Source organism: Streptomyces sp. NTD107, from assembly GCF_059510435.1.
Map to the genome: position 1 here is coordinate 213,967 of NZ_JCAJZV010000008.1, position 22,700 is coordinate 236,666.

The window sequence follows — 22,700 nt, forward strand, 5'->3', positions numbered from 1 at the left end:
ACAACGGTGTTCACCGTCGCGTTGCACATACCCCCCTCCCGTAGTTCACTGGGCGCTTGGAACGCTTGCTGAGCGGCGGCCCGCCGGGCTGCCACGGGATGTGCGGAGGGTCGGTTCATGGGTGCGGGACACAGTCACGGGGGATCGTCCGGTCACGGGCACGGCCATGGCACGGCCGGCGCCGCGTACCGGGGGCGGCTGCGGATCGCGCTGCTGATCGCGGTGGTACTGCTGATCGCCGAGCTGATCGGCGCCTGGCTGACCAATTCGCTGGCGCTGCTGGCGGACGCGGGGCATGTGGCCACCGACGCGGTGGGCATCGGGCTGGCGCTGCTGGCGATCCATGTGGCGAACCGGCCCACCAGTGAGCGCCGTACCTTCGGGCTGGCCCGGGTGGAGATCCTGGCGGCGCTGGTCAACTGCGTACTGCTGCTGGGGGTGGGCGGCTACATCCTGTACGAGGCCGTCGATCGGCTGCGGGAGCCGGCCGAGGTGCCGGGCGGGCTGACGATCGTCTTCGGTGTGACGGGGCTGCTGCTGAATCTGCTGTCGCTGTCGCTGCTGATGCGCGGGCAGCGGGAGTCGCTGAATGTGCGCGGCGCGTTCCTGGAGGTGCTGGCGGACACCCTGGGCTCGGTGGCGGTGGTGGTGGCGGCGCTGGTGATCCTGACCACCGGCTGGCAGCGGGCGGACACGGTCGCCTCGCTGGCCATCGCGCTGATGATCGTGCCCAGGACCGTGAAGCTGGCCCGGGAGGCGCTGGAGGTGCTGCTGGAGGCGGCGCCGAAGGATGTGGACATCGCGGCGGTGCGGCGGCACATCATGGATCTGCCGGGGGTGACGGATCTGCATGATCTTCATGTGTGGACCATCACATCGGGCATGCCGGTGCTGTCGGCGCATGTGGTGGTGACCCAGGAGACGCTGGACGCGGTGGGGCACGAGCGGATGCTGCACGAGTTGCAGGGGTGTCTGGGTGAGCACTTCGACGTGGAGCACTGCACGTTCCAGCTGGAACCGCACGGGCATGCGGCTCATGAGCCCCGGCTGTGCCACTGAGTCAAGGGGGCGTCGCGGCCCGGGATAACCTCGCAGGAAGTACGCGATAAGCCCGAGAAGGTGGCCATGCCCGACAGCAAGGACGTAAGTGTGGATCCGATCATGCTGGAGCTGGTCGACGAGGCGGGCCGGACGATCGGCACGGCGGAGAAGGTCGCCGCCCATCAGGCGCCGGGGCAGTTGCACCGGGCGTTCTCGGTGTTCCTCTTCGATCCGGCGGGGCGGCTGCTGCTCCAGCGCCGGGCGCTGGAGAAGTACCACTCCCCCGGTGTGTGGTCCAACACCTGCTGCGGGCATCCGCTGCCGGGGGAGCCCCCGTTCGTGGCGGCGGCGCGGCGTACGGCGGAGGAGCTGGGGGTGACTCCGGTGCTGCTGCGGGAGGCGGGCACGGTGCGCTACAACCATCCGGATCCGCTGTCGGGTCTGGTGGAGCAGGAGTTCAATCATCTGTTCGCCGGGGTGCTGGAGCAGGAGGTGCGGCCCGATCCGGCGGAGGTGGCGCAGACCGCGCTGGTGACGCCGCGGGAGTTGGCGGAGCGGCATGAGCGGGTGCCGTTCTCGGCGTGGTTCATGACGGTGCTGGACGCGGCGCGTCCGGCGATCCGGGCGGTGACGGGGCCGGCCGCCGGCTGGTGAGGCGGTGAGCCTTACGGGTCGCCCCGGACCGTCGCTCAGTACTGGTCGCAGGGCAGCTCGGCCCAGATGATCTTTCCGCCGGCGGCGGTGGCGTCCACGCCGCAGGTGCCGCCGGTCTCCTGCGCGATGATCTTCACCAGCAGCAGTCCGCGACCGCTGGTGTGCTCGGCTCTGGCCTCCAGGGCCTTGGGCCGGTACGGATGTCCGTCCTCGACGGCGAGCCGTACCCGGCCGGGGGTGAGGGTGATCTCGACGCCGATCTGCGGGGTGAGCAGGGCGGCGTGCCGTACCGCGTTGGTGACCAGTTCGGACACGATGAGCAGCAGTGAGCCCATCCGGTCGGCGCTCACCGGGGTCTGCCGGCGGTGCAGGAGGTCGCGCACCGCGTGCCGGATCAGGGGTACGGAGGCGTCCACCGGGGCGGCGGTGAGGCGCCAGGTGCCCGGCTCGCCGGACGCGGCGGGTGCGGTGGGGTGCGGCGCGGCACCCGATCGGCTGTCCATCCTTCTGAGTGTTGGCATGTGCCAGCGCGGCATGACCGAATGATCGCAATTCATAAGATCTCCAGCGCCATTTGACTGCTTCTCTTCAGCTGAGATTGCTTTACGACAAAACCCGGCCATCACTCGACCGGCCGGGCGCATCGTTGTGCAAAGACCCCAATGAAATACCCCAAAGCACCATCAAAGCGACCAAGACCGCTTGCCGTCACTATTTCGGCGACTGTTCGACGGTCAAGGAGGGCAAGGTCCCCGCGACCCATTCCCCCTGGCTTTTGGAGGGCTGCTTTCATGGCTCTGCCGCAAGGCCCCCTGGAGCACCGTTATCGGGGAGAACACCCCGTACGGACCCTCGCGTATCTCTTCCGCGACGACCGGGCCCGGCTGCTGGTCGCCGTGCTCGCGTTCGGCGTCAAGCACTCTCCGGTCTGGCTGCTGCCGCTGGTCACCGCGAACATCATCGACATCGTGGTGGAGCAGCGCCCGATCTCCGACCTCGCCTCCAACATCGCCGTCCTGACGGTGGTCCTGGCACTCAACTATCCGATGCACCTGCTCTACATCCGCTGCCTGTACGGCAGCGTCCGCCGCACCGGCACCGGGCTGCGCTCCGCCCTGTGCCGGCGCATGCAGGAGCTGTCCATCGGCTATCACTCCCGGGTCAGCGCCAGCGCGCTCCAGACCAAGGTCATCCGCGATGTGGAGAACATCGAGACCTCCGTCCAGCAGAGCTCCGACAACGGCCTGAACGCCATCATGACGCTGGCCGGCGGCCTCGCCGTGATCGGGCTGCGGGTGCCCGCCGCCCTGCCCGCGTTCTTGATCGTGGTCCCCGCCGCCGCGCTGCTGGTCCAGCGGCTGCGGGCCCGGTTGCGTTCGCACAACGCCCGCTATCGCCGGGAGGTCGAACAACTGTCCTCACGCGTCGGCGAGATGACCTCGCTCATCCCGGTCACCCGCGCCCACGGCCTGGAGCGCACCGCGGTGGCCCGGGTGGACGGCTCGCTGCGCCAGGTGCTGTCCGCCGGACTGCGGCTGGACATGCTCAACGGCCACTTCGGGGCGCTCGCCTGGATCCTGCTGCAAGCACTGGGCATCGGCTGTCTGGCGGGCGCGGCGGTGGTCGCCTACTACGCCTGGCTGCCGATGACCCCCGGGGACGTGGTGATGCTCTCCACGTTCTTCACCACCCTCACCGCCTCCATGACCGTGCTGATGAGCCTGACCCCGATCATCACCAAGGGGCTCGAATCGGTGCGCTCCCTGGGCGAGGTGCTCCAGGCCCCCGACCTGGAGGTCAACGACGGCAAGGAGCGGATCCAGACGGTCGGCGGCCGGATCAGCTTCGAGCGGGTGGGCTTCCGCTACGACACGGAGGGGCAGCCGGCCGTGACCGGCTTCAATCTCTCCGTGCCACCGGGCGAGACCATCGCGTTGGTGGGAGCCTCCGGCGCGGGCAAATCCACCATCCTCAACCTGCTGATCGGCTTCATCCGGCCGGTCTCGGGGCGGATCATGCTGGACGGCCGGGACATGGCCACCCTGGACCTGCGCAGCTACCGGCGGTTCCTGTCGGTGGTGCCGCAGGAGTCGGTGCTCTTCGAGGGCACCATCCGGGAGAACGTCGGCTACGGGCTGGACACGGTGGACGACGAACTGGTGCGCCGGGCCCTGCGGGACGCCAACGCCCTGGAGTTCGTCGAACGGCTCCCCGGCGGCATGGAAACCGTCGTCGGCGAGCGCGGCGCCCGGCTCTCCGGCGGACAGCGCCAGCGCCTGGCCATCGCCAGGGCGCTGATCCGAGATCCGCGCATCCTGGTGCTCGACGAGGCCACCTCCGCCCTGGACACCCGCTCCGAGGCACTCGTGCAGGAGGCCATGAACCGGCTGATGCGCGGCCGTACGGTCTTCGTGGTCGCCCACCGGCTGTCCACCATCCGCCGCGCGGACCGCATCGTGGTGATGGACCAGGGCAAGGTGCTGGAAATCGGCAGCCACGAGGAACTCATGCGCGGCGGGGGGGCGTACGCGCGGCTCCAGAAGAACCAGCTGGGCTGAGCCGGACCGGCCGGGCGGCCGGTGGCCGGGGTGGCGGGTGGACCGCCGCCCCGGCCGCCGCCGCCCGCGCGGCCGGCCGGCGCCCTCCCCCTACAGCGGCTCGCTCTCCACCAGCTCCTCCCCCTCCACCCGCAGCCAGCGGGTGATGCCGATCTCCCGCAGGAACGGCAGATCGTGGCCGGCGACCAGCAGCGCGCCCCGGTAGCCCTCCAGCGCCGCCGTCAGCCGCCGCACGCTCGCCAGGTCCAGATTGTTGGTCGGCTCGTCCAGCAGCAGCAGCTGCGGGGCGGGCTCGGCCAGCAGCAGCGCCGCGAGGGAGGCGCGGAACCGCTCGCCCCCGGAGAGGGTGCCGGCGCTCTGGTCCGCCCGGCCGGCCCGGAACAGAAAGCGCGCCAGCTGGGCGCGGATGTGCTGCCCGTCCGCCTGCGGCGCCAGCCGCCGGGCGTTCTGGTAGACACTCAGCTCCGGATCCAGCACATCAAGGCGCTGCGGCAGATAGCGCAGCGGAACATGCACGACCGCCTCGCCGGCGCGCGGATCCAGCTCCCCGGTGATGGTGCGCAGCAAGGTGGTCTTGCCCGAGCCGTTGCCGCCGGTCAGGGCGATCCGCTCGGGGCCGAGCACCTGGAGGTCGGCCCGGGCGCCGTGCCGGGGCAGCAGTTCGCTCAGGGTCAGCACCCGGCGGCGGGCGGGCACCTCGGTGGCCGGCAGCTCGACCCGGATCTCCGTGTCCTCCCGGACGGCGGCCTCGGCCTCCGCCAGCCGCTCCCTGGCCCCGGCCAGCCGGTCCTCGTGCAGGCCGCGGGTACGTGCCGCGGTCTGCTGGGCCTGCCGTTTGCGGCCACCCACCAGGATCTTGGGCAGGCTGCCGCTCTGCCCCGCCCTGCGGCCGGCCGCCGCCCGGCGGGCCAGCTTCTCCTGGGCCTCGATCAGTTCGCGTTTCTGGCGGCGTACATCGGACTCGGCGGCGCGCACCATCCGTTCGGCGGCCTCCTGTTCGACGGCGACCGCCGCCTCGTAGCCGGAGAGGTTGCCGCCGAACCGGATCACCTCGCCGGCCCGCAGGTCGGCGATCTCGTCGACCCGTTCCAGCAGTTCCCGGTCGTGGCTGACCACCACCAGGACCCCGCGCCAGGCGTCGACGGCCGCGTACAGCCGGTGCCGGGCGGCGAGGTCCAGGTTGTTGGTGGGCTCGTCCAGCAGCAGCACGGCGGGGCGGCGCAGCAGCAGTGCGGCCAGCCGCAGCAGGACGCTCTGGCCGCCGGAGAGCTCGCCCACCGTACGGTCCAGGCCGACGTCGGCCAGGCCGAGTTCGTCCAGGACGGCCAGGGTGCGTTCCTCGATGTCCCAGTCGTCGCCGACGGCCGCGAAGTGCTCGGGCGCGGCGTCGCCGGATTCGATGGCGTGCAGGGCGGCACGGGCCGCGGAGATGCCCAGCACCTCGGCGACCGGCAGGCCGGTGTCCAGGGTGAGGTTCTGCGGCAGGTAGCCGATGTCGCCGGCGGCGTGTACGGTGCCGGCCGCCGGTTCGAGTTCGCCGGCGATCAGCTTGAGCAGGGTGGACTTGCCGGAGCCGTTCACGCCGATGAGCCCGGTGCGGCCGGGGCCAAGGGCGAGGTCGAGGCCGTCGAAGACGGTGGTGCCGTCGGGCCAGCCGAACGTCAGCCGGTGGCAGGTGATGTGCGGGGTGGTGGGGGCCATGCCGGTCTCCCGGTGTTCGTGGATGAGCGGGGTTTCACGACTCATCGGGACACCGGGGCCCGGCAGGACCGTCGATGGAGGATCGGGCGAGTGGGTGGCGTGATCTTGGGGGCCGCTCACTTCCGAGGTCGACACGTGACGCGGCGCGCCGTACAGCAGGGTGCTGCCGTACGGGCCGGCGGACTCACGGTGTCCCGGACCTCAGATGCGCAACGGCCTCTCCCATCGCCGACGACAAGGCCACCCCCGAGGGTACGGGGGTCGGCCGGGGCCGGGCAACCGTATTTCCGCCCGGGCGCTGGTCAGCCGTTCTTGCGGGCGGCCTGGCGGGCGAGGCGGGCGGCGAGGCGCTCGTCGAACTTGCGGGCCTCACTGTCCAGCCCGTTCATGAACATGCCCAGCTCCTCCTGGGCCTTCTGCCCCTCGGGGCCGAGCCCGTCCACCTCCATGACCTTCAGGAAGCGCAGCACCGGCTGGAGCACGTCGTCGTGGTGGATGCGCATGTTGTAGATGCCGCCGAGTGCCATCCGGGCGGCGGCGCGCTCGAAGCCGGGGATGCCGTGACCGGGCATCCGGAAGTTGACCACCACGTCGCGGACCGCGCACATGGTGCGGTCGGGGGCCAGCTCGAAGGCGGCGCGCAGCAGATTGCGGTAGAAGACCATGTGCAGGTTCTCGTCGGTCGCGATCCGGGACAGCATGCGGTCACAGACGGGGTCGCCCGAGTGGTGTCCGGTGTTGCGGTGCGAGATACGGGTGGCCAGCTCCTGGAAGGCCACGTAGGAGACCGAGTGGAGCATGGACTCGGGGTGGTCGAACTCGAAGCCCTCGGACATGTGCTGCATCCGGAAGTTCTCCAGCTGCACCGGGTCCACGGCGCGGGTGGTGAGCAGGTAGTCCCGCATCACGATGCCGTGCCGGCCCTCCTCGGCGGTCCAGCGGTGCACCCAGGTGCCCCAGGCGCCGTCGCGGCCGAAGAGCGTGGCTATCTCGTGGTGGTAGCTGGGGAGGTTGTCCTCGGTGAGGAGGTTGACCACCAGGGCGGTGCGGCCCACGTCGGTGACCTTCGACTGGTCGGGCGCCCACGGCTCGCCGCCCAGCGGCCCATCGAAGTTGCGCCCGTCGCTCCAGGGCACGTACTCGTGCGGCATCCAGTCCTTGGCCACCGCGAGATGGCGGTTGAGCTCCTTCTCGACGACTTCCTCCAGGGCGAAGAGCAGCCGGGCGTCGGTCCACGTGTCCTTGACGGAGATGTGGTCGGGGCTCAGTGTCACGGGGGCTCCAGAGCGACGGGATCACGGGTGTACCTACGAGACCGTAGGTTACGGCACCGTAAGTTATTTTCCTTCCTCGTGACAAGCTCGGTGACCATCCGTTCATATGTGGTGACTTATTGACGTATGACAGAGGGCGAGGGCCCGGGAAACGCTCCCGGGCCCTCGCCCTCGATGGTGGTACGCCGGTGGATCCGGCCGTGGTCAGCGGCCCCGGCCGCCCCGGTTGCCGCCCTGCTTCCCGCCGCCGAGCAGCCCGGCGCGGCGCAGCGCGTCGGCCATGGCGCCGCCCGCCGGCGGCTGGGCGGACCCGCCGCCCCGGCCGTCCCTGTCCCGGCCGTCCCGGCCGTCCCGGCCGCCGCGCCGCTGCTGCTCGCCCTGGCCGCCGCGCCGGTCGCGCTGGCGCGGGGCGCCGCCCCCCTCCCGCTCGGCCCGGCCGCCGCCGCCCGCCGGCCGCTCCTCGTCCAGCCGCAGGGTCAGCGAGATCCGCTGCCGCTTCACATCCACGTCGAGCACCTTGACCCGGACGATGTCGCCCGGCTTGACCACCTCGCGCGGATCGGAGACGAACTTGGCGGACATCGCGGAGACATGCACCAGGCCGTCCTGGTGCACCCCGACGTCGACGAAGGCGCCGAAGGCGGCGACATTGGAGACCACCCCCTCCAGGACCATGCCGGGCTCCAGGTCGCCGATCTTCTCCACGCCCTCCTTGAAACGGGCGGCCCTGAACTCGGGGCGCGGGTCGCGGCCCGGCTTCTCCAGCTCACCGATGATGTCGGTGACGGTGGGCAGTCCGAAGGTGTCGTCCACATAGTCGGCGGGCTTCAGCGCGCGCAGCGCGGCCCCGTCCCCGATCAGCGCGGTGACCTCCTTGCCGCTCTCGCGGACGATGCGCCGCACCACCGGGTACGCCTCGGGGTGCACCGCCGAGGCGTCCAGCGGGTCCTCGCCGTCCCGGATCCGCAGGAAGCCCGCGCACTGCTCGAACGCCTTGGGACCCAGCCGGGAGACGTCCTTGAGCGCCCGGCGGCTGTGGAAGGGCCCGTTGGTGTCGCGGTGCGCGACGATCAGCTTGGCGAGGGTGCCGGAGATGCCGGAGACCCGGGACAGCAGTGGTACGGAGGCGGTGTTGACGTCGACACCGACGCCGTTCACGCAGTCCTCGACCACCGCGTCCAGCGAGCGGGAGAGCTTCACCTCGGACAGGTCGTGCTGGTACTGGCCCACCCCGATGGAGCGCGGGTCGATCTTCACCAGCTCGGCGAGCGGGTCCTGGAGCCGCCGGGCGATGGAGACGGCGCCGCGCAGCGACACGTCCAGCTCCGGCAGTTCCTCGCCGGCGTAGGCGGAGGCGGAGTAGACGGAGGCGCCGGCCTCGGAGACCACCATCTTGGTGACCTTGGCCGGGGCGAGGGCGGCGATGAGTTCGCCGGCCAGCTTGTCGGTCTCGCGCGAGGCGGTGCCGTTGCCGATCGCGATGAGTTCCACGCCGTGTTCGGTGACCAGGGTGCCCAGCCGGGCCAGCGCCTCGGTCCAGTTGCGGCGCGGGGCGTGCGGGTAGATCGTGTCGGTGGCCGCGACCTTGCCGGTGGCGTCGACCACGGCGACCTTCACGCCGGTGCGCAGCCCCGGGTCCAGACCCATGGTGGCGCGGGTGCCGGCCGGGGCGGCGAGCAGCAGGTCACGCAGGTTGGCGGCGAAGACGTCGACGGCCTCGTCCTCGGCGGCGGTACGCAGCCGGGTGCGCAGGTCGATGCCGAGGTGGACGAGGATGCGGGTGCGCCAGGACCAGCGGACGGTCTCGGCGAGCCAGGCGTCGGCCGGGCGGCCCCGGTCGCTGATGCCGAACCGGTGGGCGATGGCCCGCTCGTACGCGCTGGGCCCGTCCTGCGGTGCGGCGGCACCGGCGGGCTCGGGGTCCAGGGTGAGATCGAGGATCTCCTCCTTCTCGCCGCGCAGCATGGCCAGCACCCGGTGCGAGGGCAGCTTGGTGAAGGGTTCGGCGAAGTCGAAGTAGTCGGCGAACTTGGCGCCGGCCTCCTCCTTGCCCTCGCGGACCTTGGCCGCCACCCGGCCGGTGGTCCACATCTTCTCGCGCAGTTCGCCCAGCAGGTCGGCGTCCTCGCCGAAGCGTTCGGTGAGGATGGCGCGGGCGCCGGTGAGCGCGGCGGCCTCGTCGGGGACGCCCTTGGCCTCGTCGGTGAACGCGGCGGCGGCCGTGGCCGGATCGGTGGTGGGGTCGGCCAGCAGCGCGTCGGCCAGCGGCTCCAGACCGGCCTCGCGGGCGATCTGTGCCTTGGTGCGGCGTTTGGGCTTGTAGGGCAGGTAGATGTCTTCGAGTCTGGCCTTGGTCTCGGCGGCGTTGATCCGCGCTTCCAGGGCGTCATCGAGCTTGCCCTGGCCGCGGATGGACTCCAGGATCGCCGCGCGGCGCTCCTCCAGCTCGCGCAGATAGCGCAGCCGTTCCTCCAGGGCGCGCAGCTGGGCGTCGTCCAGCATGCCGGTGGCTTCCTTGCGGTAGCGGGCGATGAACGGCACCGTGGAGCCGCCGTCCAGCAGCCCCACGGCGGACGTCACCTGCCCCTCCCGTACGCCCAGTTCCTCGGCGATCCTGCTCTCGATGGACCTGCCCGGCACGGACTGTGTCACGTCTCACGCTCCGCTTTCCCGGCGCGCTCTGCGCCGCGCTGTGCATTGTGGCAGGCGGCACGGACACTCGGGCCGCCTGCCACGCGCGGGGCGCTGAACCGTTTTACGACACGGCCGCCTCGGGGGTTCTGGTCTCCTCCTCGGGTGCGGCGAGGCGCTGTTGCAGTCTCTCGCCCTCGATGTCGACGTCCGGCAGGGCCCGCTCCAGCCAGGAGGGCAGCCACCAGGCGGAGGTGCCGAGCAGGCCGAGGACGGCGGGCACGATGGTCATCCGGACCACGAAGGCGTCGAAGAAGACGGCGATGGCCAGGCCGAGTCCGATCATCTTGACCATGGGTTCGCTGGAGCCGACGAAGCCGGCGAAGACACTGATCATGATGATGGCGGCGGCGGTGACGACCCGGGCGCCGTGCCGGAATCCGGTGACGACGGCTTCGGTGGCGGGCTGCCCGTGGACGTACGCCTCGCGCATCCGGGTGACGAGGAACACCTCGTAGTCCATGGCGAGTCCGAAGACCACCCCGATGAGGAAGATCGGCATCAGGCTCATCACCGGGCCGGTCTCGTGCACGCCGAACAGGCCGCCCAGCCAGCCCCACTGGAAGACGGCGACGACCGCGCCGAGGGCGGCCAGGACGGACAGCAGGAAGCCGAGTGCGGCTTTGAGGGGCACCAGCAGGGAGCGGAAGACGAGGATCAGCAGGAGGAAGGCGAGGCCCACGACGAGGGCCAGGTAGGGCAGCAGGGCGTCATTCAGCTTCTGGGAGACGTCGATGCCCATGGCGGTCTGGCCGGTGACCAGCAAGGTGGCGCCGGTGTCGGCGGTGAGTTGGCCGGCGCCGCCCCGGATGGCGGCCACCAGGTCCTCGGTCTCGGTGCTGAGCGGCTTGGAGGCGGGGATCACGGTGAGGATGGCGGTGCTGCCGTCCTCGCTGGGCATCGGCCCGGTGACGACGGCGACGTCGTCGAGGGATTCGATGGTGGCCCTGGCACGTTCGGCGGCGTCGGTGGCGCCGCCGGCGGCGTCCTCGCCGTCGACGACGACCAGCAGGGGGCCGTTGAAGCCGGCGCCGAAGGATTCGGCGAGCAGGTCGTAGGCGCGGCGCTGGGTGGTGTCGGTGGGCTTGGTGCCGTCGTCGGGAAGGCCGAGTTCCATCCTGGCGACGGGCAGGGCGAGGGCGCCCAGGCCGACGACGGCGACCAGCAGGACGGCCAGCGGGCGGCGCAGGACGAAGCGGGCCCAGCGGGTGCCCAGGTTGGGGCGGTCCGCGCCTTCCGCCGCCGGGCCGGCCGGGGCGGCCGGGGCGGCCGGTGCGGCCGGTGCGGCGGACCCGCGGGCCTTCCGGGGCAGTATCCGGTCCCCGGCGAAGCCGAACAGGGCGGGGATCATGGTGAGGGCGATGAGGACGGCGACCACCACCGAACCGGCGGCGGCCAGGCCCATCTTGGTGAGGATGGGGATGTTGACCACGGCGAGCCCGGCGAGCGCGATGATCACGGTGAGCCCGGCGAAGACCACGGCGGAGCCCGCGGTGCCCAGCGCCCGGCCGGCGGCCTCCCGGTGCGGGTGGCCCTCGGCGAGTTCGGCACGGTAGCGCGAGACGATGAACAGGGCGTAGTCGATGCCCACGGCGAGGCCGAGCATCATCGCCAGGATGGGGGTGGTGCCGTCGAGGCCGAGGGTGGCGGTGAGCGCGGTGATGGTGGCGACGGCGACGCCGACCCCGATCAGCGCGGTGAGCAGCGGCAGTCCGGCGGAGACCAGGGAGCCGAGGGTGATGACGAGGACGACGGCGGCCACGGCGACGCCGATGACCTCGGTGATGCCGGTGGCGGGGATCTCCTGGAGGGCGTCGCCGCCGATCTCCACGGTGAGCCCGGCGGCACGGCCGGCGTCGGCGGCGCCCTCCAGCGCCTCGCGGTCGGCGTCGTCCAGTTCCAGGCCCTTGACCAGGTAGGAGACCTGGGCGTAAGCGGTGGTGCCGTCCTGGCTGACGGCCTGCGACGCGTACGGGTCGGCGACGTCGGCGACCTGGTCGGAGCCGGTGCGCAGGTCGGCGACCAGGTCCTGGACGGCGGCCCGGTGGGCGGGGTCGGTGATGAGTTCGCCCTCGGGGGCGCGGATCACGACGCGGGCGGTGGCGCCGTCGGCGCCGGAGCCGGGGTAGCGCTCGTTCAGCAGGTCGAACGCCTGTTGGGCCTCGGTTCCCGGGATGGTGAACTCGGTGGATCCCGGCTCGGAGTTGGCGGCGGCGCCCGCGCCGGCCAGGCCCAGCAGCACCACCCACAGCGCCACGATCCAGCGCCGTCGCACAAAGGAGAAGCGGCCCATTTTATAGAGAAATGTCGCCATGATGCGGGGTCTCCTGATCAAGCATGGGGCGTGATAGGGGTTTTGTGGCGAGCGGTGCCGTCCCGGCGGCCATCGGGGGTGCCGGCCGGGTGGGTGGGGCGGGGACTTGGGGTCGGGTCAGGGGCGGGGGTGGTCCGGTGCGTGCAGCAGGGCGGGCAGCACGACGGATTCCAGGAAGTGCTCCAGGTAGGGGGCGTCCGCGTAGTCGTCCTCGATCAGCGGGCGGGCGAGCAGGGCGCCGAGCACGGCGTGGACGACGTAGCCGAGGGCGGGGTTGTCCGGGTCCACCTCGCCGCGCTCCACCCCGCGGGCGAGTGCCCGGTCGAGCACCGCGCTCTCCGGGCGGATCAGCAGCTCGCGCATGGCCAGGCGCAGGTCCTCGTCGTGCCGGGCGGTGTGGGTGATGGCCTGGAGCAGTTCGGTGTCCTCGTAGGCCGCCACCCCGGCCCGGCGGGTCATCTCGCGCAGGTCGCCGGCCAGGGTGCCGGTGTCGATGTCCTCGATGTCGAACGGTTTGCCGTGGCGCAGCGCGGCGATGACCAGCTGGCCCTTGGTTCCCCACTGGCGGTAGAGGGTGGCCTTGCTGGATTTGGTGCGGGCCGCGATGGCGTCCATGGTCAGCGCGTCGTAGCCGCGCTCCCGCAGCAGTTCGAGCACGGCCTCGTACAGCTCGGCCTCGCGCTCGGGGGTGATCTTGCTGCGGGGTGTCCGACGGGTGGATGCCTCGGTGGTCTGGCCCGTCATCCGGCCCCCAGTCGATCGAAACGGTGTCGTACAGATGAGAGCGTAGGACACGGGCTCATCGAAACGCAAGCGGATCGATACGAGCCCGTTTCCATGTACATTTCAGCGACGTAACATGCCTGCATGGGACTCGACATCACCGCACCGGGACCGCGCGAGAGCCGCAAGCTGCGCACCCGGCAGGAGTTGCTGCGCCGCGGGCTCGAACTGTTCCGGGACCGGGGGTACGCCGCCACCACGATCGGGGACATCGCCCACCGGGCGGGGGTCTCCGAGCGCACGTTCTTCCGCTACTTCGCCAGCAAGGAGGAGCTGGTCCTCCAGCCGCTCCAGGAGATCTCCGAACTCTTCTTCGCCGAGGCGGAACGCCGCCCGCCGCACGAGCCGCCGCTGACCGTGCTGCGCGAGGCCGGCCGGCACGTCATGGAGAGCACGGCCGGCGAGCCGCTGGAAACCATGCTGTCGGCCTTTCGGCTGATCTGCGCCGAGCCGGAACTGCGCGCCGCCCAGCTGGCGCACTCCGCCGCCGGGCACCAGCGGATGGCCGCCGCACTGGCCCGCCGGGAGCGCACCGCCCCCGGGGACCAGCGGCCCGCACTGCTGGTGGGGGCGTATGTGGTGGCGTCGGCGCTGGCCGCCCAGGCGTGGACCCTGCACGGCGACGGCTCACTGGCCGCGCTCCAGCACTCCACCGACGAACACCTGCGGCAGATGCCCGCCGCCCTGGCCGACAGCTGGGCGGGCTGACCGCGCCGACGGAGGCGAACGGGCCGGGTCAGCGGGCGGCGGCGCGGGCCCGGTCGTACCGCTGCTGGCCCTCCCGCACCTGCGGCAGCCGCTCCTCGACCCAGCGGGCGAGCCCCCACACATGGCCGGCCGCCTCCCGCCCCAGCTCGGTGAGCGAATAGTCCACCCGGGGCGGGATCACCGGCTGCGCCGCCCGGTGCACAAAGCCGTCCCGCTCCAGGGTCTGGAGGGTCTGGGCGAGCATCTTCTCGCTGATGCCGGCTATCGCCCGGCGCAGCTCACTGAACCGCAGCGACCCCTCGTCGAGCAGCAGCGCCAGCACCAGGACGCCCCAGCGGCTGGTGACGTGCTCCAGCACCGCGCGAGAGGGGCAGTCGGCGGCGTTCACATTGGGGGGGCAGCTCACATCCATGCCAGTAGCTTACTTCAAAGTGGGTACTTTCCCCAGGTTAGTTCCCTGCTTAGGGTGGGTTCCGGACGAGCAAGAACCCTCCCCAAGGAGTAGCGAGCATGTTGGTAGTCACGGGAGCCACCGGTCAGCTGGGACGGCTGGTCATCGAGGCCCTGCTGGAGTCCGTACCGGCGAACCAGGTCGCGGCGGTGGTGCGCGACGAGGCCAGGGCGGCGGACCTCGCGGCCCGGGGCGTCGAGCTGCGGATCGCCGACTACGACGACCCCGCCGCCCTGCGCGGCGCCTTCGCCGCCGGCGACCGGGTACTGCTGATCTCCGGCAGCGAGGTCGGCCGCCGGATCGCCCAGCACAACGCCGTCATCGACGCCGCCAAGACGGCGGGCGTGGCACTGCTCGCCTACACCGGCGTACTCGGCGGCCCGGCCGCCGACTTCACGCTGGCCGACGAGCACAAGGCCACCGAGGAGGCGATCCTCGCCTCCGGCCTGCCCCACACCTTCCTGCGCAACGGCTGGTACCACGAGAACTACACCGCCCAGCTCGCCCCGGTCATCGAGCACGGCCAGGTGGTGGCCGCCGCCGGCGCCGGACGGGTGTCCTCCGCCGCCCGCGCCGACTACGCCGCCGCCGCCGCTGTCGTGCTGACCGGCGAGGGGCACGAGGGCCGGGCGTACGAGCTGAGCGGCGACACCGCCTGGAGCTTCGCCGAGTACGCGGCCGAGGTCGCCCGCCGGACCGGCAAGGAGATCGGCTACACCGCCGTCACCCCCGAGCAGCAGCTGGCGAACCTGACCGCCGCCGGGCTGCCCGAGCCGTACGCCGCGATCCTGGTGGACGTGGACCTGGCCATCGAGCGCGGACTCCTGGCCGCCACCCCCGGTGACCTGGCCCGCCTCATCGGCCGCCCCACCACGCCGATCGCCGACGCCATCGCGGCGGCCCTCACCCACTGAGCGGTCGATTCCCGGTCAACTGACCGGCAGGCAGTGGCGTAATCCCGCCCCCGGGCATTCGCCACTGCCTTCGCCACTCATTCGAGTGATATGAACTCCACATGTGCGGCTGAATTCCTTGCGGACTGCCGGGAGTCAGGGTCTGTCGGACCGGGGCAGGGTGCGAGATCGTACGCAGCGCACGCGCTCACCGACCCGCCCTGAGCACATGGAGGCATCATGACGCTCACCAGCCGGAGCACCGACGCCGCCCGGCCCCTTTCCTACAGCTGGCTGCTGACGGCCAGACGCTCGGACCTCGCGCACTTCCGGCGACTGGCCAAGCTGGCGATGCGCGAATGGCAGCAGGACGACGCGGTGACCGAGGTGGTGCTGCACGGCGTCACCGAGCTGCTGTCCAACGTGGCCCGCCATGTGCCCGATCCCCGCTGTCGGCTGGAGCTGTCCCTGGAGGACGACGCGGTACGGGTCACCGTGCGGGACAGCTCCGCGACCCTGCCCAGGATCACCCTCCCCGACTGGACCGCCGAGGAGGGCCGGGGACTGTGGCTGCTGCGCGAGATGGCCGACAGCATCGGCTTCGAGCCCACCCCCGACGGCAAACAGGTGTGGGTACGGATCAGCGGCGGCCACTGACCGGCGGGGTCAGTCGCCCTTGCCGCCCTGCTCGCTCGTGTTCTCCTGGTCGCCCTTGCCCAGTTCGGGCCGCTTCTCGCCCTTGACCCGCTTGCGCTCCACCCCCACGCCGCCCCACAGGGCGAAGCCGGTGATCACCACCCGCGGCGCGTCGGGGCTCTCGGCCCGGCTGGTGCTCCGGTCGAAGCCGCCCATGATGCCGAACCCGCGTACCTCCACCTCGACCCCCGGCGGCACGGTGACCGATACGCCGCCCATGATGGTGATGGCCTGGACGGTGACCTCGCGCTCCTCGAAGTCGGCTTCGCGCAGATCGATGTTGCCGCCGCCCATGATGGCCAGGGCCCGGAAGCGGCGCGGCATGGTCCAGGCGCCCCGGCGGACGAAGCCGCCCATGATGGCGACGGCGCCCCGGGTGGTGGCGGGGCGGCCGATCCGCGCGGCCCAGCCGCCGGTGACGGGGGCGGCGGACGCCGGGGCGGGCGGTTGATCCACCCGGCCCGGCAGATCGCGGATGAGCGGCTCCAGTTCGCCACGGGTACGGGCCTCGTACACGGCGGTGAGCCGCTCCTCGAACTCCTCCATGACCAGCCGGCCCTCGGCCAGCCCCTGCCGCAGGATCTCGGCGTACTGCTCCCGTTCGGCGTCGGAGGCGCGGACTTCGGGCAACTCGCTCGTCATGGCGGCAGCTTACTCATCAGGGCTGGTCCGTGGGGCCGGCGCGGGACCCAGGAACCGGAACCGTCCGGCCTGCACCTCGTAGCGGTACCCGGCGGGGCCGGTGCCCGCGTAGTCGCCGGCGGTGTCGAAGGCGAGTGGGCGGGCGACCCCGTTGTAGGTCAGGGCGCGCAGCCGGGTCAGCAGGCCGGACCGGCTCAGGCTCTCGCCCTCCTCGACGGTGCGCTGCATGGCGGTGACCACCATCCGGGCGGCGTCGTAGCCCTCGGCGGCGTACGGTTCGGGGTCCTGGCCGAACCGGCGCCGGTGTACGGGGGCGAAGCCGCCGGTACGGGCGTCGGTGGCCGGGTCGGTGTAGCCGGCCACGAACTGCCAGCCCTCGGCGGCTTCTCCGGCGTCGGCGAGGAAGAGCGGGTCCATGGCGGCCTCGGTGCCGAGCGCGGTGCCGGACCAGCCGGCGGCGCGCAGGGCCAGGGCGAGCCGGGCGGCGCCGTCCGGGTAGCCGCCGTAGACGATGGCGTCGACGCCGTGCTCCAGCAGTTCGGCGGCGACGGGCGCGAAGTCCTCGGTGCCGGCGGGCAGCACCTTGGGCACGAGTGCGGTACGGGTACGGTCCACGGCGCCGCTGACGGCGCGGGTGGTGAGCCAGCTGTCGGCGTCGGCGGTGCGGTCGTCGATGAGGCCGATCCGGGTGGGCGGGGTGTCCGCCAGGTCCAGGCAGCCGGGGATGGTGAGGGCGGTGAGGGCGGTGCCGGGGCGGCCGTGCAGGAGGACGGGGTAGTCGGCCCGGTGGCTGAGGCTGCCGACGGAGAGGGTGAGCACCGGCAGCCCCGCGTCCTGGTAGACCCGGGCGGCGGTGTCGGCCACGGCGTCGCCGGTGGGGCCGATGACGGCGAGCACGGCGGGGTCGGCGGCCAGTTCGGCGGCGGCGCGGGCGGCGCTGGGCGGGTCGCCGACGTCGTCGTGGAGGGCGAGGGCCAGCTGGAAGGGGAGGTTGCCGTGCTCGTTCAGCTCCTCGACGGCCATGGTGATGCCGTTGTGCTGGCCCCGGCCGTAGCGGGCCTGCGAGCCGGACAGGTCGACGTGCAGGCCGATCGTCCAGCGCAGGCCCGCCGGGTCCGCGGCGGCGGGGGCGGCGCCGGCGCGCCGCAGCAGCCAGGCCCCGAGGCCGGCGGACCCGGCGAGCAGCAGGCCGCCCCCGGCGAGCGCGAGTAACCGCCGCCGTGAGGTGGCGGCCGGTCCCCGCGCGGGCGCGTCCGCCTCGGCATCACCCGTGGGGCCGTCCGGCGACGGCGCCGCGTCGTGGTGGTGGGGCGGGCCGGGTGGATGCTGCCGGCGGTGCTGGGCAGCGCGGGTCGCCACGTCGGTGGCCAGCGGGCCCGGGAGCCAGTTGCCGGACGCTCCTTCGCCCCGTTCCTCGCCGAGTTCTTCGCTCAGTTCGCGCGCCGTGGGGCGCAGCACCGGGTCCTCGTCCAGGCATGCCTGGACGACCTCAAGCAGGCTGCGCGGCACATCCGCCAGGTCGGCCGGGTCGTACGGTTCCCGGCCGGTCGCCGCGTACACCAGGAGCCGGCCCAGCGCATGGACATCGGCTGCCTCGCCGCCCGGGCGGCCGGCCGCCGGCCCCGCCGTGTCGGTGAGCCGGGGGCCGTCCGCCGCCAGCAGGACATTGCCCGGGTGCAGCGCACCGTGGGTGTGGCCGGCCGTGTGCAGCGCGTCCAGGGCCGCGGCCAGCATGCCGCCGAGCGCCCGTACCGTCTCCTTGGGCAGCGGCCCGTGCGCCGCGACCGCCTCCGTCAGGTCGGGTCCCGGCTCGTAGGCGTACGCCAGCCAGGTGCCGTCCTGATCCGTTCCGCCGCCCACCATCCGTACCAGGGCGGGATGATGGACCTGCCGGTCCGGGCGGCCGGTCCGCCGGTGCCGGTGGTGCCGGTGGTGCAGCACTTTGAGGGCCAGTGGCGTGCCGCCGACCGAGCGGGCCAGATAGACCAGGCCCGTGCTGCCTTCGCCGAGCCGCCCCAGCAGGCGGTTGCCGCCGATGCGCGGCGGGTCGGACGGTTGAAGCGGCTCCATCGGCCGCGGCCCCTTTCGATGTGTGCGCCCTCAGCGCAGCGCGCTCTCCACCCTGGCCAGCATGAGTTCCTGGGCGTCCGTCACGATCCGTTCGACGGCGGCCTCGTCGTACCCCTGGGTGCCCTTGACGGCGAGCGCCACGGTGACCGGGCCGCGCCGGGTGACGACCCACAGGTAGGGGTACGGGCCGCCGTACCGGTCGCTGATGAACTCCCCGCCCTCGTGGATCAGATCGTCGGCGCGCAGCCGGCTGTGTGCCCCGTCCCGCTCCACGGTGGAGAGCAGTCCGGTGACGCGCTCGTCGGATCGCAGTTGCTGTCCCGGGCAGCGCAGCACCTCTTCGAGGATGCCGGCCATCCGGGCGTCGGCGGCGGTGACCGAGTCGTGGACGGTGACCGAGGACATCACCTGGAGCGGCCCGGCGCCGGTGCGCTCGGCGGGCAGTTCACTGTTGCGGGTGAGGTTGGCCAGGACGTGCTCGGGCAGCGGCTCGCGGGTCCATACGCAGTTCTCGCCGAGTACCGCCCAGGTGGCCGGGTCCGCTTCGTAGGGGTCCTGCGGCCGGTAGCCGGGCCCGTAGTCGTCCGGGTCGGCGGTGATGGCGCGGGCCAGTGCCAGGGCGGCATCGGGCCCGGTGGGGAGGCGGGCCGGGTCGGGTTCCCAGCCGGCGGGTTCCTCGATGACCGTGGTGGGGACGGTGGGCGGGGTGGGCGCCGGGCCCGTACCGCCGTCCTTCTCGCCCGGGCCGCAGCCGGCCAGCAGTGGGGCGATGACCGCCACCAGTGCCACGGCACACGGTGCCGTCCCGCGGTGCTGCCGCAATCCCTCGCCCTCCCACACTCCGCCGATCGGGGCGGCATCACCCTAGCGTTTCCGGGCGGCGACCGGGAGTGGCCAGGAGGGACGAGCGGCGGCACACTGTCGCCATGGAGACCACACTGCGTGCCGAGTACGCGCTGCGGACGGTGTATCTGGACACGGCGAGCCACGGGGTGCTGCCGGCCCGTACGGTGCGGGCGCTGGAGGCGGCCGTCGCCGAGATGGCGGACGGCAGGACCGATCAGGCGGCCGGCTTCGAGCTGGTGGAGGAGGCCCGGCGGGCGTACGGGCGGATCGCGGGGATCGATCCGGGGCGGGTGGCGGTGGGGGCGAGTGTGGCCGGTCATGTCGGCACGGTGGCCAGGTCGTTGCCGGCCGGGGCCGAAGTGCTGTGTGCGGAGGATGAGTTCTCCTCGCTGGTCAACCCGTTCCATGCCCGCCGTGAGCTGACGGTGCGTGAGGTGCCGCTGGAGAAGCTGGCGGAGGCGGTGACGGCCGGTACGGCGCTGGTGGCGGTGAGCGCGGCGCAGTCGATCGACGGGCGGGTGGTGGATCTGCGGGCGGTGCGGGAGGCGGCGCGGGGGTACGGGGCGCGGGTGCTGGTGGACGGCACGCAGGCGGTGGGGTGGCTGCCGCTGTCGGCGGCGGACTTCGATTACACGGTGTGCGATACGTACAAGTGGCTGCTGGGGCCGCGCGGGGTGAGTTTCCTGACGATGCCGGTGGACGGGGGCGGCCTGGTGCCGGCCGGTCCCGGCTGGCTGACGGCGCGGGATCCGTGGGCGACGTGCTACGGGCGGGTGCGGGACCCGGCCGCCGACGCGCGGCGGTTCGACGACAGTTGCCCGCTGCTGCCGGGGATCGGGACGGCCGCCTCGCTGTCGCTGGTGGAGGAGGTGGGGACGGCGGCGATCGCGGCCCACGACCGGGGGCTGGCGCGGCGGTTCCGTACCGGGCTGGCCGCTCTGGGGTACGAGCCGGTGCCGGGTGACGCGCCGATCGTGTCGGTGCCGGGCCTTGAGGAGGTGGCGCGGGGGCTGGCCGAGCGGGGCATCCGGGTCTCGGCGCGGGGCGGCCATCTGCGGGCGTCGTTCCATCTGTACAACACCGAGGCCGATGTGGACCGGTTGCTGGACGCCCTGTCGGCGCATCGCTGAGCGGCGCGGCGGCACTCCGATGGACGGCGGGCGGACCGTCCTGGCCGGATGCGCGACCCGCGCAACGGGAGCCCGTACCGGTAGTGGTGTCCCGTCAGCCGCCGACCGCGGCCCTCAGGGCTGCCCGGCACAGCTGGTCGGCCGCCCTGGTGGTTTCGGGGAGGCGGTAGCGGCGGGCCAGCGACAGCACGTGGGCGCAGGCGGTGGGCAGGGTGACGCGGTGGCCGGTGGAGACGAAGACGGGTTTGACGCCGGGCTGGGTGCGCAGCGCGCGGCCGACCTCTTCGCCGTCGTCGTCCAGCAGAGGTGCGGAGGCTCCGCGTTCGGGGGCGGGCGGGTCGTGGTGGAAGGTGAAGGGGTTCTTGGCGACGCCGATGGACGGCAGGCCGGTGAGCACCCCCAGGTGGGCGGCGAGGCCGAAACGGCGGGGGTGGGCGGTGCCGTAGCCGTCGCACACCACCAGGTCGGGCGGGTGCCGCAGCCGGTCCAGGGCGTCGAGGACGGCGGGCAGTTCGCGGTAGGCGAGCAGTCCGGGGCGGTAGGGGAAGGCGACCGGTCCGGTGGCGGTGGCGCTCTCGCGGATCTCCAGGGTTTCCGCGTCGAGGGTGACGGCCGCGGCGGCGACGATGCCTCGGTCGTCGTCGTACGCCACATCCACCCCGGCGACCGTGCCGGGCGCGCCGGGGGCGGGTCCGGTGTCCTCGGGGCTGACCTGCTCGCGCAGCGTCAGCTGGCGGGCGATCGCCTCGGTCTCGGTGGCCGGGGTGGTGTGGTGGAGGTGCACGGTGGCCGCTGTCGCCGGGTCAGCCGAGGTCGACGCTGGGGTAGAGCGGGTGCTTGGCGAGCAGATCGGCGGACCGCTCGCGCACCTGCTCGGCGATCCCGTCGCCCAGGGTGTAGGCGGCCTTGGAGGGCTTGCCGTTCTTGGCGGTGCCGGGGGTGGTGGCGGCCAGCACGGTGTGGATCAGCTCGGCGACCTCGTCCATGCCGGCGGTGTCCACGCCACGGGTGGTGAGGGCGGGGGTGCCGACCCGGATGCCGGAGGTGTACCAGGCGCCGTTGGGGTCGCGCGGGATGGCGTTGCGGTTGGTGACGATGCCGGCGTCCAGCAGGGCGGCCTCGGCCTGACGGCCGGTCAGTCCGTAGCCGGAGACGTCGATGAGCGCCAGGTGGTTGTCGGTGCCGCCGGTGACCAGGGCACCGCCGCGCCGCAGCAGGCCCTCGGCGAGGGCATCGGCGTTGTCGACGACGCGCTGGGCGTAGTCGCGGAATTCGGGCTGCCGGGCCTCGGCGAGGGCGACGGCCTTGGCGGCCATGACGTGCGGCAGCGGACCGCCCAGGACCATGGGGCAGCCGCGGTCGACCTGGTCGGCGAGGGAGTCGTCGCACAGCACCATGCCGCCGCGCGGGCCGCGCAGCGACTTGTGGGTGGTGGTGGTGACGATCTGGGCGTGCGGCACCGGGTCGAAGTCGCCGGTGAGGACCTTGCCGGCGACGAGCCCGGCGAAGTGTGCCATGTCGACCATGAGGGTGGCGCCGACCTCGTCGGCGATCTCGCGCATGGTGGCGAAGTTGACCAGCCGGGGGTAGGCGGAGTAGCCGGCGATGAGGATGAGCGGGCGGAAGGCGCGGGCGGCCTCCCGTACGGCGGCGTAGTCGAGCAGGCCGGTCTCGGGGTCGGTGCCGTAGCTGCGCTGTTCGAACATCTTGCCGGAGATGTTGGGGCGGAAGCCGTGGGTGAGGTGGCCGCCGGCGTCCAGGGACATGCCGAGCATCCGCTGGTTGCCCAGTTCCTGGCGCAGGGCGGCCCAGTCGGCCTCGCTGAGGTCGTTGACCTGCCGGGCGCGGGCGCGCTCCAGGGCGGGGGCCTCGACGCGGGCGGCGAGGACGGCCCAGAAGGCGACGAGGTTGGCGTCGATGCCGGAGTGCGGCTGGACGTAGGCGTGGCGGGCGCCGAAGAGTTCGCGGGCGTGTTCGGCGGCGATGGACTCGACGGTGTCGACGTTCTTGCAGCCGGCATAGAAGCGGCGGCCGATGGTGCCCTCGGCGTACTTGTCGCTGAACCAGTTGCCCATGGCGAGCAGGGTGGCCGGCGAGGCGTAGTTCTCGGAGGCGATGAGCTTGAGCGAGGAGCGCTGGTCCTCGATCTCGGCTCCGATGGCGTCGGCGATGCGGGGCTCGACGCCGCGCACCACGTCGATGGCGGTGCGGAAGGCGGTGGATTCGGTGCTGGGCTGTGCGGTCATGC

At 72.6% G+C, this 22,700-nt stretch carries 19 protein-coding genes; 7 read left to right on the forward strand and 12 right to left on the reverse strand.

Annotated features, from left to right (window positions below; translation table 11 throughout):
- Positions 1-117: 117 nt before the first annotated feature.
- Both AC5WRL_RS18485 and idi read left to right on the forward strand, forming a co-directional pair.
- On the forward strand, positions 118-1,059 hold the full coding sequence (locus tag AC5WRL_RS18485) for a cation diffusion facilitator family transporter (RefSeq protein WP_496089676.1): 942 nt from the start codon (positions 118-120) through the stop codon (positions 1,057-1,059).
- Positions 1,060-1,125: 66 nt separating this feature from the next.
- Positions 1,126-1,695, forward strand: coding sequence for an isopentenyl-diphosphate Delta-isomerase (gene idi, locus AC5WRL_RS18490; RefSeq protein WP_496089677.1), 570 nt, complete (start codon positions 1,126-1,128; stop codon positions 1,693-1,695).
- A 35-nt stretch (positions 1,696-1,730) separates the two neighbouring features.
- Here idi and AC5WRL_RS18495 read toward each other — a convergent pair whose 3' ends face one another.
- Positions 1,731-2,198, reverse strand: coding sequence for an ATP-binding protein (locus tag AC5WRL_RS18495; protein WP_496089678.1), 468 nt, complete (start codon positions 2,196-2,198; stop codon positions 1,731-1,733).
- Between the two features lie 288 nt (positions 2,199-2,486).
- On the opposite strand from AC5WRL_RS18495, the gene AC5WRL_RS18500 reads away from it, so the two are divergent.
- Positions 2,487-4,253, forward strand: coding sequence for an ABC transporter ATP-binding protein (locus tag AC5WRL_RS18500; protein WP_496089679.1), 1,767 nt, complete (start codon positions 2,487-2,489; stop codon positions 4,251-4,253).
- 90 nt (positions 4,254-4,343) lie between these two features.
- On the opposite strand, the gene AC5WRL_RS18505 is transcribed toward AC5WRL_RS18500, so the two are convergent.
- The 5 genes from AC5WRL_RS18505 to AC5WRL_RS18525 all read right to left on the reverse strand — a co-directional run bounded on the left by AC5WRL_RS18505 (position 4,344) and on the right by AC5WRL_RS18525 (position 12,977).
- The gene (locus tag AC5WRL_RS18505) at positions 4,344-5,954 is read right to left on the reverse strand and encodes an ABC-F family ATP-binding cassette domain-containing protein (RefSeq protein WP_496089740.1); all 1,611 of its coding nucleotides are present in this window, start codon (positions 5,952-5,954) and stop codon (positions 4,344-4,346) included.
- Between the two features lie 302 nt (positions 5,955-6,256).
- A complete protein-coding gene (locus AC5WRL_RS18510) occupies positions 6,257-7,228 on the reverse strand; it encodes an acyl-ACP desaturase (protein WP_496089680.1) in 972 nt (323 codons plus the stop codon).
- A 204-nt stretch (positions 7,229-7,432) separates the two neighbouring features.
- Positions 7,433-9,880 carry a Tex family protein gene (locus tag AC5WRL_RS18515; protein ID WP_496089681.1) on the reverse strand — a complete coding sequence of 816 codons (2,448 nt, stop codon included), beginning with the start codon at positions 9,878-9,880 and terminating at the stop codon, positions 7,433-7,435.
- A gap of 103 nt (positions 9,881-9,983) precedes the next feature.
- Positions 9,984-12,233, reverse strand: a complete 2,250-nt coding sequence (locus AC5WRL_RS18520; protein WP_496089682.1) for an MMPL family transporter — start codon at positions 12,231-12,233, stop codon at positions 9,984-9,986.
- Positions 12,234-12,350: 117 nt separating this feature from the next.
- Positions 12,351-12,977: a TetR/AcrR family transcriptional regulator gene (locus AC5WRL_RS18525; RefSeq protein ID WP_496089683.1), complete on the reverse strand. Its 627-nt coding sequence runs from the start codon at positions 12,975-12,977 to the stop codon at positions 12,351-12,353.
- A 123-nt stretch (positions 12,978-13,100) separates the two neighbouring features.
- On the opposite strand from AC5WRL_RS18525, the gene AC5WRL_RS18530 reads away from it, so the two are divergent.
- Positions 13,101-13,724 carry a TetR/AcrR family transcriptional regulator gene (locus AC5WRL_RS18530; RefSeq protein WP_496089684.1) on the forward strand — a complete coding sequence of 208 codons (624 nt, stop codon included), beginning with the start codon at positions 13,101-13,103 and terminating at the stop codon, positions 13,722-13,724.
- A 28-nt stretch (positions 13,725-13,752) separates the two neighbouring features.
- Here the strand turns inward: AC5WRL_RS18530 and AC5WRL_RS18535 are convergent, their stop codons facing one another.
- A complete protein-coding gene (locus tag AC5WRL_RS18535; RefSeq protein ID WP_496089685.1) occupies positions 13,753-14,136 on the reverse strand; it encodes a winged helix-turn-helix transcriptional regulator in 384 nt (127 codons plus the stop codon).
- A gap of 98 nt (positions 14,137-14,234) precedes the next feature.
- Between AC5WRL_RS18535 and AC5WRL_RS18540 the strand changes: the two genes are divergently transcribed.
- Positions 14,235-15,089: an SDR family oxidoreductase gene (locus AC5WRL_RS18540; protein WP_496089686.1), complete on the forward strand. Its 855-nt coding sequence runs from the start codon at positions 14,235-14,237 to the stop codon at positions 15,087-15,089.
- 219 nt (positions 15,090-15,308) lie between these two features.
- On the forward strand, positions 15,309-15,725 hold the full coding sequence (locus AC5WRL_RS18545; protein WP_496089687.1) for an ATP-binding protein: 417 nt from the start codon (positions 15,309-15,311) through the stop codon (positions 15,723-15,725).
- Positions 15,726-15,734: 9 nt separating this feature from the next.
- On the opposite strand, the gene AC5WRL_RS18550 is transcribed toward AC5WRL_RS18545, so the two are convergent.
- The 3 genes from AC5WRL_RS18550 to AC5WRL_RS18560 are packed head-to-tail and all read right to left on the reverse strand — an operon-like array spanning position 15,735 to position 19,265.
- On the reverse strand, positions 15,735-16,406 hold the full coding sequence (locus AC5WRL_RS18550) for a DUF1707 SHOCT-like domain-containing protein (protein WP_496089688.1): 672 nt from the start codon (positions 16,404-16,406) through the stop codon (positions 15,735-15,737).
- A 9-nt stretch (positions 16,407-16,415) separates the two neighbouring features.
- Positions 16,416-18,476 carry an ABC transporter substrate-binding protein gene (locus AC5WRL_RS18555; RefSeq protein WP_496089689.1) on the reverse strand — a complete coding sequence of 687 codons (2,061 nt, stop codon included), beginning with the start codon at positions 18,474-18,476 and terminating at the stop codon, positions 16,416-16,418.
- Between the two features lie 30 nt (positions 18,477-18,506).
- A complete protein-coding gene (locus AC5WRL_RS18560; RefSeq protein WP_496089690.1) occupies positions 18,507-19,265 on the reverse strand; it encodes a hypothetical protein in 759 nt (252 codons plus the stop codon).
- A gap of 137 nt (positions 19,266-19,402) precedes the next feature.
- Here AC5WRL_RS18560 and AC5WRL_RS18565 point away from each other — a divergent pair, with 137 nt between their 5' ends.
- Entirely contained in the window at positions 19,403-20,452 is a 1,050-nt protein-coding gene (locus AC5WRL_RS18565) for an aminotransferase class V-fold PLP-dependent enzyme (RefSeq protein ID WP_496089691.1), read from the forward strand.
- Positions 20,453-20,546: 94 nt separating this feature from the next.
- On the opposite strand, the gene AC5WRL_RS18570 is transcribed toward AC5WRL_RS18565, so the two are convergent.
- Together AC5WRL_RS18570 and AC5WRL_RS18575 are read right to left on the reverse strand one after the other, a co-directional pair.
- Positions 20,547-21,236: an endonuclease V gene (locus tag AC5WRL_RS18570; RefSeq protein WP_496089692.1), complete on the reverse strand. Its 690-nt coding sequence runs from the start codon at positions 21,234-21,236 to the stop codon at positions 20,547-20,549.
- Between the two features lie 19 nt (positions 21,237-21,255).
- Entirely contained in the window at positions 21,256-22,698 is a 1,443-nt protein-coding gene (locus tag AC5WRL_RS18575; protein ID WP_496089693.1) for a glycine hydroxymethyltransferase, read from the reverse strand.
- Positions 22,699-22,700 lie beyond the last annotated feature (2 nt).

What these genes read in the sequence shown, in the direction of transcription:
- AC5WRL_RS18485 (WP_496089676.1), top strand. Translation starts at nt 118, where the DNA reads ATGGGTGCGGGACACAGTCACGGGGGATCGTCCGGTCACGGGCACGGC.
- idi (WP_496089677.1), top strand. Translation starts at nt 1,126, where the DNA reads ATGCCCGACAGCAAGGACGTAAGTGTGGATCCGATCATGCTGGAGCTG.
- AC5WRL_RS18495 (WP_496089678.1), bottom strand. Translation starts at nt 2,198, where the DNA reads ATGGACAGCCGATCGGGTGCCGCGCCGCACCCCACCGCACCCGCCGCG.
- AC5WRL_RS18500 (WP_496089679.1), top strand. Translation starts at nt 2,487, where the DNA reads ATGGCTCTGCCGCAAGGCCCCCTGGAGCACCGTTATCGGGGAGAACAC.
- AC5WRL_RS18505 (WP_496089740.1), bottom strand. Translation starts at nt 5,954, where the DNA reads ATGGCCCCCACCACCCCGCACATCACCTGCCACCGGCTGACGTTCGGC.
- AC5WRL_RS18520 (WP_496089682.1), bottom strand. Translation starts at nt 12,233, where the DNA reads ATGGCGACATTTCTCTATAAAATGGGCCGCTTCTCCTTTGTGCGACGG.
- AC5WRL_RS18525 (WP_496089683.1), bottom strand. Translation starts at nt 12,977, where the DNA reads ATGACGGGCCAGACCACCGAGGCATCCACCCGTCGGACACCCCGCAGC.
- AC5WRL_RS18530 (WP_496089684.1), top strand. Translation starts at nt 13,101, where the DNA reads ATGGGACTCGACATCACCGCACCGGGACCGCGCGAGAGCCGCAAGCTG.
- AC5WRL_RS18535 (WP_496089685.1), bottom strand. Translation starts at nt 14,136, where the DNA reads ATGGATGTGAGCTGCCCCCCCAATGTGAACGCCGCCGACTGCCCCTCT.
- AC5WRL_RS18540 (WP_496089686.1), top strand. Translation starts at nt 14,235, where the DNA reads ATGTTGGTAGTCACGGGAGCCACCGGTCAGCTGGGACGGCTGGTCATC.
- AC5WRL_RS18545 (WP_496089687.1), top strand. Translation starts at nt 15,309, where the DNA reads ATGACGCTCACCAGCCGGAGCACCGACGCCGCCCGGCCCCTTTCCTAC.
- AC5WRL_RS18550 (WP_496089688.1), bottom strand. Translation starts at nt 16,406, where the DNA reads ATGACGAGCGAGTTGCCCGAAGTCCGCGCCTCCGACGCCGAACGGGAG.
- AC5WRL_RS18555 (WP_496089689.1), bottom strand. Translation starts at nt 18,476, where the DNA reads ATGGAGCCGCTTCAACCGTCCGACCCGCCGCGCATCGGCGGCAACCGC.
- AC5WRL_RS18565 (WP_496089691.1), top strand. Translation starts at nt 19,403, where the DNA reads ATGGAGACCACACTGCGTGCCGAGTACGCGCTGCGGACGGTGTATCTG.
- AC5WRL_RS18575 (WP_496089693.1), bottom strand. Translation starts at nt 22,698, where the DNA reads ATGACCGCACAGCCCAGCACCGAATCCACCGCCTTCCGCACCGCCATC.